This window comes from Arthrobacter sp. AFG7.2 (assembly GCF_002892835.1).
In the GTDB taxonomy this organism is placed as follows: domain Bacteria; phylum Actinomycetota; class Actinomycetes; order Actinomycetales; family Micrococcaceae; genus Arthrobacter.
This window is the reverse complement of sequence record NZ_PJMB01000012.1, coordinates 31,922-46,760: the sequence shown is the minus strand read 5'-3', so window position 1 is coordinate 46,760 and position 14,839 is coordinate 31,922. Positions and strand designations below refer to the sequence as shown.

Sequence of the window (14,839 nt, the reverse complement as noted above, 5' to 3'; positions counted from 1 at the left end):
CTCTTCAATGAAGGAGGCCCGGTTGAGCGAGGGACAGCCGCACGGCAGCACGGGGGACAGCGGAGAGCCGTGGATCCCGGATGAAAACGCAGGACTGCAGGAGATGGTCCTCACCAGCCGGGACGTCAACAGCTTTCTTCAGGAACTTGCCGTTCTCGCTTCCTCCACGCTGTCCACCACCGCAGGACCCCTGCACTGCGGCGTCACCGTGATCAGGCACCGGAAACCCACCGTGGCCGCGAGCAGTGATAAGCGCGCCCGGTCACTGGATGAGCTGCAGAACGGGTTCGACGACGGTCCTTGCCTCACTGCCCTGCGGCGGCACGAGACGGTCCTGGTCCAGGACACCAGGCAGGAACGGCGGTGGCCCGAATACATCGGGGAGGCAGCGGACCAGGGCATCGGCCTTATTCTGGCCATCCCGATGGAACTCGCGGGCGGAGCAGAGGCCGTGGTCAACCTGTATGCCGAAAGGCCCGGGAGCCTTTCCCCATCTGATATTGCGACAGCCCGGAACTTCGTGGCCAACGCTTCGAAGTCGCTGCAGCTGGCGCTACGGCTTGCCGCCCTGCGTGGGACCAGCGACGACCTCGCCGCTGCCATGAAGTCCCGAGCCATGATCGACATGGCAGTCGGCGTGATCATGGTGCAGAACCGCTGTACCCATGAAGAAGCCATCCACGAGCTGACCCGGTCCTCCAGCGACCGGAACAGGAAGCTGCGGGAGACCGCAGCTGCGGTGGTCGGGGCGATGAACGGCAGGGGCATTGCCAGGCAGAACGCCAGGACTGCGCTGGAGGGATAGTGCAGGGGCCAGCGTTCTGCCCTGCATAGAATGGACCCATTGCGGCACCGCTGCGGCAGTACGGGCTTGATCCGCCCGCAACCACCACTAAGGAGCACACCGTGATTGGATTCATCGTTGCCGGCCTCATCATCGGCGCCCTTGCCCGCCTCATCAAGCCGGGCAAGCAGAACCTCGGCCTGCTGGCCACCCTCCTGCTGGGCCTCGTGGGCTCGGTCATCGGCGGAGTGGTGGCGTCACTGCTGCGCACCGGCGACATCTTCGAGCTGAACTTCCTGGGCTTCATCGTGGCCGTTATCGCCTCGGTGCTGCTCGTGGGAACGGCTGAGGCCGTCGTGGGGCGCCGGCGGTCAGTGCGCCGCTAGGCGGACACTTCCACGGCCAACAACAAACGCGGGGTCACTCCCGGCCCGTCCGGATACGGAACGGGCGCGGAGTGACCCCGCGTTGGTGTATGGAGCCCTGCGCTCAGGTCCTGTCCTGGTACACGTCCGGAATGCCGTCCTGGTCCGCGTCCACGCGCTCGGCTTCTTCCTCTGCCCGGTAGTGCCGGTTCCTGGTCCTCAGCACCAGGGTGGCCAGCAGCGCCGCCAGCAAGGAGGCGGCAAGGATGCCCACCTTGGCGTGGTCATCGTGCAGGCTCCCCTGCCCGAAGCTGAGCTCGGCCACCAGCAGGGACACAGTGAAGCCGATGCCAGCCAGGAGGGCCACACCGAAGACATCAATCCACTTGAACGACTTGTCCAGCTCGGCCCGGCTCATTTTGGTCAGCAGCCAGGTGGTGCCCATGATACCGATCGGCTTGCCAAGGACCAGGCCGGCAATGATGCCCAGCGCCACCGGATCCACCAGGGCAGAACCCAGTCCCTCCCAGCCGCCAACGGCAACACCTGCGGAGAAGAAAGCAAAAATGGGGACGGCAATGCCTGCCGAGATGGGCCGGAACCGGTGCTCGAAGATTTCCGCCAGCCCCGGCCCTGCGTCGGGTCCGCCCGCCGCCTGGGAGCGGAGTACGGGAACGGCGAAGCCCAGCAGGACACCGGCCACCGTGGCGTGGATACCGGACGCATGGACCAGGGCCCAGGTGACGACGCCGATGGGCAGCAGGATCAGCCAGGCAGCCGGGGCTTTCAGGCCAAAGAAGTAACGGAACTTGTGGGCCAGGAAAGCGTAGAGCGCCAACGGGACAAGCGCCAGGAGCAGCGGCGTGACCTGAAGGTCGCTGGTGTAGAAGAAAGCGATGATGGTGATGGCGATGAGGTCATCCACCACTGCGAGGGTGAGCAAAAAGATGCGCAGCGCACTGGGCAGGTGGGAACCGATGATGGCCAGCACCGCCACTGCGAAGGCGATATCCGTGGCTGTGGGGATGGCCCAGCCGCGCAGGGTCTCCGGGCTGGCCAGGTTGATCACCACGTAAATGAGAGCGGGAACAATGACGCCGCCCGCGGCCGCGGCCACGGGGACAATCGATTTGTTGAGCTGGCGCAGGTCCCCGGCCACGAACTCGCGCTTGAGTTCCAGGCCCACCAGGAAGAAGAAGATGGCCAGCAGCCCATCAGCAGCCCACGCGCCCAGGCTGAGCTCCAGGTGCCAGGGTTCGTACCCCACCTTGAGGTCCCGAAGCGCGAAGTAGCTGTCCGAGGCCGGCGAATTGGCCCAGATCAGGGCGATCACAGCCGCAGCGACCAGGAGGGCGCCGCCCACAGTCTCCTTGCGGAGGATTTCGCCGATACGGAGCGACTCGGCGTAACTGCCCCGGCCGAAGATCGTGGAGCGCTGGGGGCTTGGTGGAGTGGTTTTGCTCATGAAGGCATCCTCACAATTAGGTTCGACAAAATTATGCCGACCAGACTTCCCGGCGCACCTTCGATCCATCCTACAGCCGGGCCTTCCTGCCGTTTGGCCCACACGCGGAAATGGCATTTTGTGGCCCAGTTAACATTTTTCCCATCCGTAACAGCAGTGGCTTCGAAGTACTCCTGTCCCTCATCTGGGACGAACGTCACGTGTATGAGGAGACTGCTTTCCGATGAACAAGACAATTCGCTTCCTTGCCGTACCTACCCTGGCTTTGGGCGCCCTCGCGCTTTCAGGCGCCCCCGCCATGGCCCATGACGGAGCCGACCACTACCAGTCCACCCTGGGCCAGATCAACGGCAGCTCGGCCTCCGGCAGCATCACTGTTGATGTCACGGGCAACCAGGCCCACGCTGTCCTGAAAGTCTCCGGGCTGGCCGCGACCTTCATGGACGCCCCGTACCCGCACGTCCAGCACATCCATGGCGGCGCCCAGGGCGTGTGCCCTGCCCCTTCGGCAGACAAGGACGGCGACCAGGTCATCTCCACCACCGAAGGTGCCCCGGGCTACGGCGGCATCGTCACCACCCTGTCCACCAGCGGTGACACCAGCCCCGCAGCAGGACTGGACCTCAAGGTCGCCGGCCAGGGAGCGGCCTACACGGTTGACCGTACGTTCGAATTGAACGCCGAAACCAAAGCTGCCCTGGAAGCAGGGACTGCCGTAGTTGTGGTTCATGGCCTTGACCCGGCAACGCTGAGCGCAGCAGGCCAGGCCGCCAAGAGCGATCTTGTCCCTGAACTTCCGCTGGCCGCCACCTCACCCGCCCTGTGCGGTACGTTGACTGCCGGGCAAATGAAGATGCCGGCAGGCGGCGCTGATACCGGCATCGCCACCGAAACCGGCACTGACACCGGCGCCCTCGCCCTCGGTGGTGGCCTGGCCCTCGTCGCCCTCGCCGGAGGCGCTTACGTTGTCCGCCGCCGCAGCGCCGGCGCAGCAGCCTAATTCCGGGCTGACTGGACCATCACTGTGACAACCATGAATTCCGGCCGCCGCGGGGGCCTCCGGGCCGCCACGGCGGCCGGGGTTCTGCTCCTGCTCACCCTGGCCGGCTGCGGCACCGAAAGTTCCGGAATGTCCGACGCCGGCACTCCACCTTCCGCTTCCGCCGCAGCTTCCGCGCCGCCCACCACGGCCGCAGCCAGTCCTCCGGTGCAGGCACCTGCAGGTCAGGCCGCCGCGCCTGCCACCGCAGGACCGGCAGTACTGGCCCGGTCCGAGCCGGTAACCCTGGAAATCCCGGTTATCGGCGTGCGGACCGACCTCCTCAAGCTTGGCCTGCGGGAAAACGGCTCCCTCGAAGTACCCGAGGACACCGGCAACGGTGCCCCGGCCAGCTGGTACAACGGCTCGCCCACCCCCGGCGAGCGCGGCCCCTCCGTCATGCTGGGCCACGTGAACTCACCCAACGGCCGCGGCGGCGTCTTCGCCGACCTCCGGAAACTCACCCCCGGTGCCGAGGTCAACGTAATCCGGGCCGACGGCAGCACCGCTGTGTTCACCGTTGACCGCGGAGCCCTGTACAGCAAGACCGAATTCCCCACGCTGGAGGTCTACGGCAACACAACGGGCTCCGAACTCCGGCTGATCACCTGTGACGGCTACGACCCCGCCACCGGGCTCTTTGACGACAACTACGTCATCTACGCGAAGCTCAAAGCCTGACCTGCTGACCAGCCTCACCCCCACGCCGAATAACCGGCCGCAGACCCGAACGCTCGCGCGGCCAGGACGGAAGAGCCATGACGCACCGCACCCCACAGCTGGCTTCGCTGGCACTTTCCACCCTGCTGCTCTCCGGCTGCGCTGCTGCGGCTGGGTCTGTGGGCCAGGCGCCGCCGTCGGGCGCCCCTTCCTCGTCTGCCACACAACCGGCAGCAGGGTCACAAGCGCCTTCATCCTCCGCCCAGGGCGGCCACGCCGGACACCATGGCGGCGGTACCCCTTCCCCGCGCATCGCCGGCAATGGGCCCAGTGAGGCCGCCAGGATGGTGTGCGGGGATCAGCCGATGGACAGGCTTACCGCCATCCTGGACCTCGATCAGGACCCGCACACGGTCAACAACTGGGCGGACAGCACGTTCACCTGCATTTACCACCTGGACGACGGCCCGCTGGAGATTTCCGTCCGGGAAGCACCGGATCAGGCAGCAGCGCTGACGTATTTTGATGCCATGCAGGCATTGGCCGTGGATGCTACGCCCATCAAGGGGCTCGCCAACCTCGGTTTTCCTGCCTACGAAACGGCGGACGGCTCGGCGGTTTTCCAGAAAGACAGCTTCGTGCTGCAGGTGGACGCATCAGACCTGCCGAACGCTCTCGGCCCGGACGCCATTACGCGGAACGCCCTCGCCTACCAGCTGTCCACCACCATCCTGGCCTGCTGGGTGGAGCACCACTAGACCGAGCCCCGGCGCCCAACGTCAGGAGCGGCCAGCACCTCCGCAGCAGCCCCTAGCCTGCACGGCTGCCCGGGACCGGAACCCCCCGGCCCTGCATCGCAATCGCTTTGACCGCCGACTCCAGGAACTCGCCCGCCTCCTCAGAGTTCGCCAGCTGCACCAGCTCCGCGGCAACAACCACCAGCTTGACGTTCCTGTGGCTGCTGGTGCTCACCAGCATCTGGAAGGCGTTCTCCGCCCCCATCTTCAACTGCCCCATCAGGATGCCGCGGGCCTGGTCAATCACCGCCCGGGTGGAGGTTGCCCCCTTCACGGCATCACGCGCCGTCTGTTCGGTTTCGCGCTGCAGCGTTGAGGTGAGGTCGATCATCACGCCTTCCAGCGCGGTGACCTTGCCGTCCTGGAGAATCGCGTCACCCGAGGTCAACACCCGCCGGGTCCGTCCCTGGGCGTCGATGATCCGGTGGTACATGCAGTAATAGCCGCCGCTCCGTGACACCTGCGCCACGATTTCCTCACAGCGCGGCCGGTCCTCCGGATGCTTGTGGGAAAACAGGAGGTCCATGGTGGGGACAACTTCGCCCCGCTGGTATCCGTGAACCTGGAACATGCCATCCGACCAGGAGATCTTCCAGGCCTCAAGATCCACGCGGTACGTGCCGGCCAGGCACTGGTTGTCCCCCAGGGCACTTGAATAGGTGTACGGGCCAGTCAGCTCTGTCACGGGCCACCTCCATGTAGCGTCCAACACGTCCCCCAGCACATTGGCGAGGTCTCGCACTCGTCCAATTATTCCCGGGCAGGTGCCTGCCTGGTAAGGGCCTATGGACCCTTCCAGAGAACAGCACGGCCGGGAACTCTTTGAGGCAGGGCTTGACGCAGATACCCCCTGGGGGTATATTCAGGGTGTTGTCAGTGAAGTGGTATGTCCCGGCCGGTGCCCTGCATCGCCATCACAGCCGTTCAACCCCAGCACCCTGCTTTTCCAGCGAGGAACCTTCACTAAGGAATGGACTGACATGTTTGATATCGAAAACCGGAACGCACTCCCCCTTGCCTCCGGCGCCGGCTGTAGCTGCTGCTCCCCCGAAGGACACGCGCAGAAGACCACTGCCGCCGTCGCAACGCCTGGTGCCGGCGCCGCCGCCCCGCGGACCTTCGACCTTGAAGGCCTCACCTGCGGGCATTGCGTCCAGACCGTCGAAAAGGCCGTCTCCGCCCTCGAAGGCGTCGAGTCGGCATCGGTTGATCTCGTGGCGGGCGGCCGTTCCGGCCTCACCGTTGCCGGCACCGTTACGGACGCGGCCGTCCGGCAGGCCGTCACCTCGGCCGGGTACTCCCTGGCTTCCAACTGACTTCCGCACCGGGGCTGCTGCCCCGAACGCGAACCCCTCCAAGGAGGAAAACATGCAGGACCACCAGCACATGCACCATCACGACGACGACGGCAACCCCTCAGGCGGCACCGTCACGGCAGCGGCGGCTGCCTCAGCCGGCGCCGGGCACGCCGGGCATCCGCACCAGGATCCGGCGCATCACGGTGACGAATCCACCGCCCGCCATAATGACGACCACGCGGTCCACACCCACGGGCAGCACGCCGGCCACAGCACCGCGATGTTCAAGAACAGGTTCTGGCTGACACTGGCTCTGTCCGTTCCCGTGGTCTATTTCAGCCCCATGGTGGGCCACCTCCTGGGCTACATGGCGCCCATGTTCCCCGGGTCAACCTGGATCCCGCCCGTCCTGGGCACGGTGATCTTCCTCTACGGCGGCCAGCCCTTCCTCAAGGGCGGCATGCAGGAGCTGAAAGACCGCCGGCCGGGCATGATGCTGCTGATTGCCATGGCGATCACGGTTGCGTTCGCCGCGTCCTGGGTCACCAGCCTGGGCCTCGGCGGCTTCGACCTGGACTTCTGGTGGGAGCTCGCCCTGCTGGTGGCCATCATGCTGCTGGGTCACTGGATCGAGATGCGGGCCCTGGGCTCGGCGCAAGGGGCCCTGGATGCCCTGGCCGCACTGCTGCCCGACGAAGCCGAACGCATCACGGACACCGGCACCGAAACTGTTCCGGTCTCCGAACTCCAGCCCGATGACCTGGTCCTGGTCCGCTCCGGCGCCCGCATGCCGGCCGACGGAACGGTAGTGGAAGGGCAGGCCGAGTTCGACGAGTCGATGATCACCGGCGAATCCAAAACCGTGGCGCGCGGCCCCGGCGACACCGTGGTGGCCGGAACCGTCGCCACGGACACCAGCGTCCGGGTCCGGGTCACGGCGGTGGGCGACGACACTGCCCTGGCAGGCATCCAGCGGCTCGTGGCCGAGGCACAGGCGTCATCCTCACGCGCCCAGGCCCTCGCCGACCGCGCCGCAGCCTTCCTGTTCTACTTCGCCGCCGGAGCCGGTGTGATCACCTTTATCGCCTGGACCCTGCTGGGCAGCATCCCGGAGGCCGTAACCCGGACCGTCACCGTCCTGGTCATCGCCTGCCCGCACGCCCTTGGCCTGGCCATCCCGCTGGTCATCGCCATCTCCACCGAGCAGGCCGCCCGCGCCGGTGTCCTGATCAAGAACCGGATGGCGCTGGAGCGGATGCGCACCATCGACGTGGTCCTCTTCGACAAGACCGGCACCCTGACCACAGGCGCACCTCAGCTGAAGGACGTAGCAGCAGCAGAAGGAGTGGACACCGACGAGCTGCTGGCCCTGGCTGCCGCCGTCGAGTCTGACAGCGAGCACCCTGTGGCCCGGGCCATCGTCCGCGCAGCCCGCGAGCGCAACCTGGACCTTCCGGCCGTCACGGAGTTCAGCTCCCTGACCGGCCGGGGCGTCCGGGCCAGCGTGGACGGACGCACCGTGCACGTGGGCGGGCCCGCGCTCCTGCGCGAGCTCGGTGCCGTCGAACCTTCCGCGCTGGCCCAGTCCACCCGGGCGTGGATGGACCGCGGCGCTGCCGTCCTGCATGTGATTGATGACGACGGCCGCGTGCTGGGGGCGGTCAGCCTGGAGGACGCAGTACGGGCCGAGTCCCGCCAGGCCGTGGCGGCCCTGCAGAACCGCGGCGTCAAGGTTGGCATGATCACCGGTGATGCCCGGCAGGTTGCCCAGTCGGTGGCGGTGGACCTGAACATCGACGAGGTGTTCGCCGAAGTGCTGCCGGCGGACAAGGACAAGAAGGTGGCTGAACTTCAGGCGCGGGGCCTGAAGGTGGCAATGGTGGGCGACGGCGTCAACGACTCACCCGCACTGGCCCGCGCCGAGGTGGGCATCGCGATCGGCGCCGGTACGGATGTGGCCATGGAGTCGGCCGGGGTGGTGCTGGCCGGAAATGATCCGCGTGCGGTGCTGTCCATGGTGGACTTGTCCCGTGCCAGCTACCGCAAGATGTGGCAGAACCTGGCGTGGGCCACCGGCTACAACATCCTGTCCGTGCCGCTGGCCGCAGGTGTCCTGGCGTTCGCCGGGGTGGCGCTCTCCCCCGCAGCCGCGGCGGTCCTGATGTCCGTGTCCACCATCGTGGTGGCTTTGAACGCTCAGCTGCTGCGGCGGGTGAAACTCAACCCGTCCGAGGTACGTTGAAACCACAGAGCCACAGGCAGTCCCGTGAAGGAGGGAGCAGCATGACCGCACGCGCCAGCGTCCTGCCGGCAGCTCTCCTCCGCGCGGGGCTGCTGGCTGCGGTCTTTGCCATCGTGGCCGGCATTTTTGGCATGCACGTCATGACCGCAGACCACTCCTCGCATGCCTCATCCGTTGCCCACGCCGGCGCCGCGCAGCAGGCGGGGGACGCCGCCGTCGGGCACTCCGGCGGGCACGACGCCGTCGGGCATTCCGATGGGCACGCTGCCGTCGGCCACCCAGCCTCCCCTGATGATGCAGGGGCCGCCACTGCGGCCTGGGAGTCCTGCAGCGCCGGATGCCCGGGGGCGCAGGAAGCCGGTTCGTCCTGCATCCCCTCCGCACAGGCCGGCTCGCTCGCCGTGATCCCGCCCCAGGCCGGCCCGGCCGTGCATCCCGGACCGGCGCCCGGTACCTCCGGCGCCGCCGGATACTCCTACTTCCCTTCAAGCCCAACGCCCTGCGAACTGTCCATCAGCCGGACGTAAACCGACTGCCCGCGTGGCCCCGCCACGCCCACATTTGGCCCAGTCAATTTTACTTTCCTGAAGGACTCCACAATGAACACGAAGATCAAAACCCTGACCGTCGCTGCTGCGCTGGCAGCCTCGATTGGCCTTGCCGGCTGCGCTGCCGATTCAGCCACCTCCGGCGGAAACACCATGCCCATGAACCACGGCAGCTCCGGCCCCATGTCCAGCATGATGCCGGACGCAAGCGCCGACCATAACCAGGCGGACATCATGTTCAACCAGATGATGATTCCCCACCACGCGCAGGCCGTCGAGATGAGCGACCTGATGCTCGCCAAGCAGGACATTCCCGCTGACGTCGCCGCCCTGGCCACCACAATCAAGGACGCCCAGGCCCCTGAGATTGAGACCATGACCGGCTGGCTCCAGGAGTGGAAGGTGCCCACCATGATGTCAGACCACACTGGCCACGGCATGGGCGGAATGGTGGATGCGGGCGGCATGCAGCAGCTCAAGGACGCCCAGGGAACCGAAGCCGTCCGGCTCTTCCTGGAGCACATGATCGGTCACCATGAAGGTGCGATCGACATGGCGCAGCAGGAGATCGGTGCCGGCAAGCACCCCGGGACCATCCAGCTCGCCCGGGACATCGTCACGTCCCAGGAGGCGGAAATCGCCCAGATGAAGGAGATGCTGGCCTCCCTCTAACGGCACCAGACGCTCTCTCAGATGATGCGCCAAACCGGCCGACGCTCTCCCAGATAATGCACCAAACCGGCCTACGCTCTCCCGCCTGCACTGCAGGCTGGAGGGCAGTCCGGGCGGCCTTCCGGGGTCGGTCAAGGCCAGCGGACGTGCTCCGGACGGATTCCGATGCCAATGAAGCGGGCGGTGATACGGCGCAGCAGTGGTGAGGAAAACCGGAGGACCATGACAAACCAGCGCGGTGCGACGCTGCTGCCCGTGGCGGCCCTGGCGATGGCTCTGTGCCCGTTGCGTTGGAGCAATTGCATGACTTTCACCGGCTTCTCGCGGCGACGCTGAACTCCTGCGAGCTTGCTGACCGGGGCGTCCCCGGCAGCCAGGTCCCTCGCAATAGCGTTGAACAGCGCAACGGCATCCTGGATGGCGAAGTTCACGCCCACACCGAACATAGGGGACATTGCATGGGCTGCGTCCCCAATGGCGATGAACCCAGGGCGGTACCAGCGGCGGAGCCGGTTGATTTGCACCGATAGAAGTTTGATCTGGTCCCAATCGGTCAGGGTTCCGACGACGGTGTGCAGAAATGGTGCCGCGTAGGTAATCCGGTCGCGAAGGGCGTCCAGCCCGGCCGCCCGAAGCTCGTCAAGGCCACCCTTCCGGATGACCATGCCCGACTGGTACCTGTCCCCCCGGTCGATGGTGAGGACCATCCCCCGGGACGAGATATAGCCCAGGGTTACCGGTGGAGGATCCGGTGGCTTGGGGAGCCCGAACCAGAGCACATCGATAGGCACGCCGAACTCGTCGGGAACCAAGCCGGCGGCGGTTCGCAGGATTGACGCGCGTCCGTCGGCAGCGACGGTGAGCGTCGCACGGATCTCACGTCCGCCGTCGGCCGCTATGGCCTTAATGCCCCGCACCTGGCCCTGCTCCACGATGAGCCCGGCGGCGTCCGTACTCATGAGCAGTTCGAAGTTGGGGTAGTTCGCCGCTTCCCTCGCCAGGAAGTCCAGGAAATCCCACTGCGGCGCGAAGACCAGGAAGTTGTCCGGAGCCGGGAGGGTCCGGAAGTCGGCGATGGTGAGGCGCTGGCCGTCGAAAACGGCATCCATGGTGGACAGCTTTGTCAGCGGCAGCTGCAGGAACTTTTCGCGAAGCCCAAGCTCGCCAAGCAGCGTCACGGTGGACGGATGCACGGTGTCGCCACGGAAGTCGCGAAAGAAGTCTGCGTGCTTCTCGAGGACCGTAACCTTGAGGCCGGCGCGTGCCAGCAAATACCCGAGCACCATCCCGCCCGGACCGCCGCCGGCAATCACGCAGTCACGCTCAACATGGTTCCCGGAAGGCATGGTTCCTCTTCTCGACGTCTGCGCCTGCTTCCATCGTGAAGGCAGAGCCGCTGGATTGGTAGTGATGGAGCGTCCGGGAAAAACCCACCGGAAGTGCGGGAGCGTCCCGGGATAAGCCGCCAAAGGTGAGAGAGCGTAAGGGGAAGGCCCGCAGAAAGTGCAGGAGCGTTGGGGTTGGGGTGGCCGCCGGCGGGATGATGCGTGTTAAGTTGAAATGCATGGACTCTCCGTCCGTACACCGGCTGGAAAGAGAAATTCCCCTTGGACACATCCGAACCAGTACGAATCCTGACCGTTTGCACCGGCAACATCTGCCGGTCGCCCGTGGCCGAGAGGCTGCTGCAGGCGGGCCTCGACCAGGCCGTGCCGGGCGGATTTGTGGTGGCCAGCGCCGGGACCCGCGCGCTGGTAGGCGAGCCCATGCAGCCGATATCGGCCGATATCGTGCGCACTTTTGGCGGAGACCCGGACAACTTCGCCGCCCGGCAGTTGACCCCTAAGATCCTGCGCGGGGTGGACCTGGTACTCACCATGACCTCCGCACACCGCGGCGAGGTGCTCCAGCTGGACCCTGCCTTCCTGAAGCGGACCTTCACCATCCGCGAGTTCGCCCGCATGCTCGACGTCCTGGACCAGGGCGCAGCCGGCCCGGAGCGAAGCACCCCTGAAGAGGCGTTCGACGACGGCGGCAGGCTGGCTGCCAACACGGCCTTTTGGAAGAGCCTGGCAGCGCGGGCTGCCGGTGTGCGGCATTTGTCCCTGCCGCCCAATTCCGCGGACAACGATATTATCGACCCCTACCGCAGGTCGCCCGAGGTGTACCGGCAAATGGAAGACGAACTGGCCCCGGCGATTGTGTCCATCCTTCGCCACGCACGCCTGAATGTGCCCGCCTGAACCAGGCTCCGCCGTCGTTATTAAATCTGTGGAACTCTCTGCGGTTTTTCTGCGGATTCCCCTGATGTAAACAATTTTTACCGGTGCTAATTTTCCCAAATGAGCACCCAGCTGAAGTATCCAGGCAACCAGCCGACGGACGCTCCCACGCCGGAGGAACGCCCCAGGCGCCATCCGTTACGCACAATTTTGTTGGTGCTCCTGGCGCTGGCAATCCTCATACCTGCCTCGGTAGGCGTCTATCTGTTGAACCTCGGGCAGGTGTACGACTCCAAAGTCACCACGATTGAAAACCCGTTCCCGCCCGAGTCCCTCCGGCCCCAGCGCGCGCAGGCGGGCAGTGTTCCGGGTGAGGCTGCTGGAGAAGCGGCAGGGGAGGCCGGAGGCGAAGCGGGCAGGGAAGCCGCCGGCGGCACCGACAGCGGACCCGGCGTCGGAACGGCCGAGGGCACCCGGAATGCCGCCGCCAGCGGAGCACTGAACATCCTGGTGATGGGCAGCGACAGCCGCGGCGCCACCAAGGAAGAAGCAGTGTCCGGCGGCAATTCCAACCAGCGCGCGGATACCCTGATGCTGGTCCACATCCCCGCGGACAGGTCCAAGATTTTCTCCGTCTCCCTGATGCGTGACCTGTGGATCGACATCCCGGGCAACGGCCAGGCCAAAATCAACGCAGCCCTTTCATACGGCGGCGTACCCCTGATGGTGCAGACGGTCGAATCCCTGTTCAATCAGCGGATTGACCATGTGGCCATGATCGACTTCGAGGGATTCGTGGGCATGACTGACGCCCTGGGCGGCGTGCAAGTGAACATCACGCAGCCGTTCGTGTCACCCCACAGCAACAAGAAATACGCCAAGGGCCCCGCCCTCCTGAACGGCAAGGGCGCCCTGGACTTCGTCCGTGAACGGTATGCGTACGCCGACGGCGACTACCAGCGCGTGCGCAACCAGCAGGCTTTCCTCAAGGCACTGACCGCCAAGAACCTCAGCCGGGACACGCTCCTCAATCCTGTGAAAGTCCATAACGTCATCAGCTCCATCGCCCCGTTCATCAGCGCGGACAAGGGCCTGGACGCCGCCACCCTCGCACGGCTGGGGCTGGAGCTCCGGGACGTCCGGGCCGATGACCTGAAAATGTTCACCATTCCCACTCTCGGCATTGGAACATCAGCGGACGGCCAGTCCATCGTGCGGCCGGACTACAACGCCATCGCAGGGATCTCCGCGGCACTGGCAGATGACAGTTTGGAAACGTTCGTAGCCAGCAGGAACCTTGCGGGCGGACACTGATCCCACCTACCCACACAGAGGTGAGATGCAATGACCACGCCTGGCGGTTCTGATCCTTCCGGTCCGGGAGAAACCGGTCCCGGCCCTGGAGGTCCCGGCCCCGGAGGTGCGGGTCCGTCCGGCGGCTCCGGAGCGGGTCCCCATGGTGAGAGCTGGGTGGCGCACGGCCGGCGGCGCTGGATCGCTGCGCTGCTGGCGCTCGTCCTGGTCGCGGCCGCCGTCGTCGCCGTGATCAGCCTCAACCGTCCGGGCACTGAGGCGCAGCCTGCTGCAACCCAGAGCGAAGCGCCATCCCCGTCGCCGTCGGAAACCCCTTCCGAGACGCCGCCTCCACCTCCACCCCCACCCCCGGCCCCCGCTCCCCCGCCGCCTCCGGAACCGATCCCGGAGCTGCCGCCGGCGCCGATGAACGTACTGGTTATCGGCAGCGACATGCGCGGGATCGCCAAGGATGCGGCAGCCCACACTGCCGCCACCGGCGAGCCAATGGACCACCGTTCGGACGCCCTGATGCTGGTTCATGTCCCCGCCGACCGGAGCACCCTGTACATCGTGTCCATCAACAGGGATACGTGGGTGGACATCCCCGGGTTCGGCGGCGGAAAGATCAACGCCGGGCTGCAGTACGGCGGCATCGACATGACCACCCAGACGGTGCAGCAGCTGTTCGGGATCACCATCGACCACACCCTGATGCTGGACTTCGGCGGCCTCAAGGTGCTGGTGGACGGATTGGGCGGGATCGATGTCAACGTGCCTTTTGCGTTCCAGTCCACGCACGACACCGGCCACATCTTCGGTCCCGGCGTCAACCACATGGACGGACAGGCGGCGCTGGAGTTCTCCCGCGAGCGGTATGCGTTCTCGGACGGCGACTTCCAGCGGGTGCGCAACCAGCAAATCCTGCTCAAGGCAATCCTGGCCCGGCTGACCGGAGGGGGCGCCCTGAATGATGTCAACGCCGTCCGCGGCCTGGTGGACTTCGCCTCCTGCTGCCTCACCGTCAACAAGGGCTTCGACCCCGTCCAGGCCGCTATATTGGCCTACAGCCTGCGGAACCTGGACACGAATGCCATCGGCACCATGACCCTGCCCACCGCCGGCTCCGGGTTCATTGCGGGCCAGTCCGTGCTGTTTCCGGACTACGGGTCCATCTTCGCCGTCGGGGCCGCCCTGCGGGAGGGCCGGATCGGCGAGTTCGCCAGGCCGTAGTTGACGGCACGCCTCTTGTCTGGCGACGCGCAGATTACCTGGCGCGAGCGAAATTTGCGGTGCGCCGCGGAATTTGCGCGTCATGACGCAACCTGCGCGTCGAAAACGGACCCGGGAACCCGCCCCCCTGATGTGCAGGCCGAACTCACCGGTAGCCACTCCCCGCAACTACCGCCCGCCGTCGGCCGTCGTCCGTTATTTTCCCCGCCCGGATGGGTACG

General features: G+C 66.1%; 15 protein-coding genes. 12 read left to right on the top strand and 3 right to left on the bottom strand.

Annotated features, from left to right (window positions below; translation table 11 throughout):
* Positions 1–22: 22 nt before the first annotated feature.
* On the top strand, positions 23–805 hold the full coding sequence (locus CXX84_RS17005) for a GAF and ANTAR domain-containing protein (RefSeq protein ID WP_223253134.1): 783 nt from the start codon (positions 23–25) through the stop codon (positions 803–805).
* Between the two features lie 101 nt (positions 806–906).
* Positions 907–1,170, top strand: coding sequence for a GlsB/YeaQ/YmgE family stress response membrane protein (locus CXX84_RS17000; protein ID WP_102977905.1), 264 nt, complete (start codon positions 907–909; stop codon positions 1,168–1,170).
* Positions 1,171–1,273: 103 nt separating this feature from the next.
* Here CXX84_RS17000 and nhaA read toward each other — a convergent pair whose 3' ends face one another.
* Positions 1,274–2,614 (bottom strand): Na+/H+ antiporter NhaA, encoded by a 1,341-nt coding sequence (gene nhaA / locus CXX84_RS16995; protein WP_102977904.1) that lies wholly within the window; start codon positions 2,612–2,614, stop codon positions 1,274–1,276.
* A gap of 223 nt (positions 2,615–2,837) precedes the next feature.
* Here nhaA and CXX84_RS16990 point away from each other — a divergent pair, with 223 nt between their 5' ends.
* The 3 genes from CXX84_RS16990 to CXX84_RS16980 all read left to right on the top strand — a co-directional run bounded on the left by CXX84_RS16990 (position 2,838) and on the right by CXX84_RS16980 (position 5,071).
* Complete coding sequence (locus tag CXX84_RS16990) at positions 2,838–3,614, top strand: CHRD domain-containing protein (protein WP_102977903.1); 777 nt, start codon at positions 2,838–2,840, stop codon at positions 3,612–3,614.
* 33 nt (positions 3,615–3,647) lie between these two features.
* Positions 3,648–4,334: a sortase domain-bontaining protein gene (locus tag CXX84_RS16985; protein ID WP_223253145.1), complete on the top strand. Its 687-nt coding sequence runs from the start codon at positions 3,648–3,650 to the stop codon at positions 4,332–4,334.
* A 77-nt stretch (positions 4,335–4,411) separates the two neighbouring features.
* Positions 4,412–5,071: a hypothetical protein gene (locus tag CXX84_RS16980; protein WP_102977901.1), complete on the top strand. Its 660-nt coding sequence runs from the start codon at positions 4,412–4,414 to the stop codon at positions 5,069–5,071.
* Between the two features lie 52 nt (positions 5,072–5,123).
* Here CXX84_RS16980 and CXX84_RS16975 read toward each other — a convergent pair whose 3' ends face one another.
* Positions 5,124–5,795 carry a PAS and ANTAR domain-containing protein gene (locus tag CXX84_RS16975; protein WP_102977900.1) on the bottom strand — a complete coding sequence of 224 codons (672 nt, stop codon included), beginning with the start codon at positions 5,793–5,795 and terminating at the stop codon, positions 5,124–5,126.
* A gap of 295 nt (positions 5,796–6,090) precedes the next feature.
* On the opposite strand from CXX84_RS16975, the gene CXX84_RS19170 reads away from it, so the two are divergent.
* The 4 genes from CXX84_RS19170 (at position 6,091) to CXX84_RS16955 (ending at position 9,870) form a co-directional block, all read left to right on the top strand.
* Complete coding sequence (locus tag CXX84_RS19170; RefSeq protein WP_189337635.1) at positions 6,091–6,426, top strand: heavy-metal-associated domain-containing protein; 336 nt, start codon at positions 6,091–6,093, stop codon at positions 6,424–6,426.
* 52 nt (positions 6,427–6,478) lie between these two features.
* Entirely contained in the window at positions 6,479–8,650 is a 2,172-nt protein-coding gene (locus CXX84_RS16965; protein ID WP_102977898.1) for a heavy metal translocating P-type ATPase, read from the top strand.
* Positions 8,651–8,691: 41 nt separating this feature from the next.
* Entirely contained in the window at positions 8,692–9,177 is a 486-nt protein-coding gene (locus CXX84_RS16960) for a hypothetical protein (RefSeq protein ID WP_102977897.1), read from the top strand.
* 72 nt (positions 9,178–9,249) lie between these two features.
* The gene (locus CXX84_RS16955; protein WP_102977896.1) at positions 9,250–9,870 is read left to right on the top strand and encodes a DUF305 domain-containing protein; all 621 of its coding nucleotides are present in this window, start codon (positions 9,250–9,252) and stop codon (positions 9,868–9,870) included.
* Between the two features lie 131 nt (positions 9,871–10,001).
* On the opposite strand, the gene CXX84_RS16950 is transcribed toward CXX84_RS16955, so the two are convergent.
* Positions 10,002–11,216 (bottom strand): FAD-dependent oxidoreductase, encoded by a 1,215-nt coding sequence (locus CXX84_RS16950; protein ID WP_102977895.1) that lies wholly within the window; start codon positions 11,214–11,216, stop codon positions 10,002–10,004.
* A gap of 261 nt (positions 11,217–11,477) precedes the next feature.
* Here CXX84_RS16950 and CXX84_RS16945 point away from each other — a divergent pair, with 261 nt between their 5' ends.
* From CXX84_RS16945 to CXX84_RS16935, 3 genes are all read left to right on the top strand, one after another.
* Entirely contained in the window at positions 11,478–12,113 is a 636-nt protein-coding gene (locus CXX84_RS16945; RefSeq protein WP_102977894.1) for a low molecular weight phosphatase family protein, read from the top strand.
* Positions 12,114–12,212: 99 nt separating this feature from the next.
* The gene (locus tag CXX84_RS16940; protein ID WP_102977893.1) at positions 12,213–13,406 is read left to right on the top strand and encodes an LCP family protein; all 1,194 of its coding nucleotides are present in this window, start codon (positions 12,213–12,215) and stop codon (positions 13,404–13,406) included.
* 30 nt (positions 13,407–13,436) lie between these two features.
* Positions 13,437–14,618, top strand: a complete 1,182-nt coding sequence (locus CXX84_RS16935) for an LCP family protein (protein WP_102977892.1) — start codon at positions 13,437–13,439, stop codon at positions 14,616–14,618.
* Positions 14,619–14,839: the final 221 nt, after the last annotated feature.

Bases quoted from the DNA above. Each gene is read 5' to 3' on its own strand.
- CXX84_RS16965 (WP_102977898.1), top strand. From the start codon at position 6,479: ATGCAGGACCACCAGCACATGCACCATCACGACGACGACGGCAACCCC.
- CXX84_RS16960 (WP_102977897.1), top strand. From the start codon at position 8,692: ATGACCGCACGCGCCAGCGTCCTGCCGGCAGCTCTCCTCCGCGCGGGG.
- CXX84_RS16980 (WP_102977901.1), top strand. From the start codon at position 4,412: ATGACGCACCGCACCCCACAGCTGGCTTCGCTGGCACTTTCCACCCTG.
- nhaA (WP_102977904.1), bottom strand. From the start codon at position 2,614: ATGAGCAAAACCACTCCACCAAGCCCCCAGCGCTCCACGATCTTCGGC.
- CXX84_RS16950 (WP_102977895.1), bottom strand. From the start codon at position 11,216: ATGCCTTCCGGGAACCATGTTGAGCGTGACTGCGTGATTGCCGGCGGC.
- CXX84_RS16940 (WP_102977893.1), top strand. From the start codon at position 12,213: ATGAGCACCCAGCTGAAGTATCCAGGCAACCAGCCGACGGACGCTCCC.
- CXX84_RS19170 (WP_189337635.1), top strand. From the start codon at position 6,091: ATGTTTGATATCGAAAACCGGAACGCACTCCCCCTTGCCTCCGGCGCC.
- CXX84_RS16990 (WP_102977903.1), top strand. From the start codon at position 2,838: ATGAACAAGACAATTCGCTTCCTTGCCGTACCTACCCTGGCTTTGGGC.
- CXX84_RS16955 (WP_102977896.1), top strand. From the start codon at position 9,250: ATGAACACGAAGATCAAAACCCTGACCGTCGCTGCTGCGCTGGCAGCC.
- CXX84_RS16935 (WP_102977892.1), top strand. From the start codon at position 13,437: ATGACCACGCCTGGCGGTTCTGATCCTTCCGGTCCGGGAGAAACCGGT.
- CXX84_RS16985 (WP_223253145.1), top strand. From the start codon at position 3,648: ATGAATTCCGGCCGCCGCGGGGGCCTCCGGGCCGCCACGGCGGCCGGG.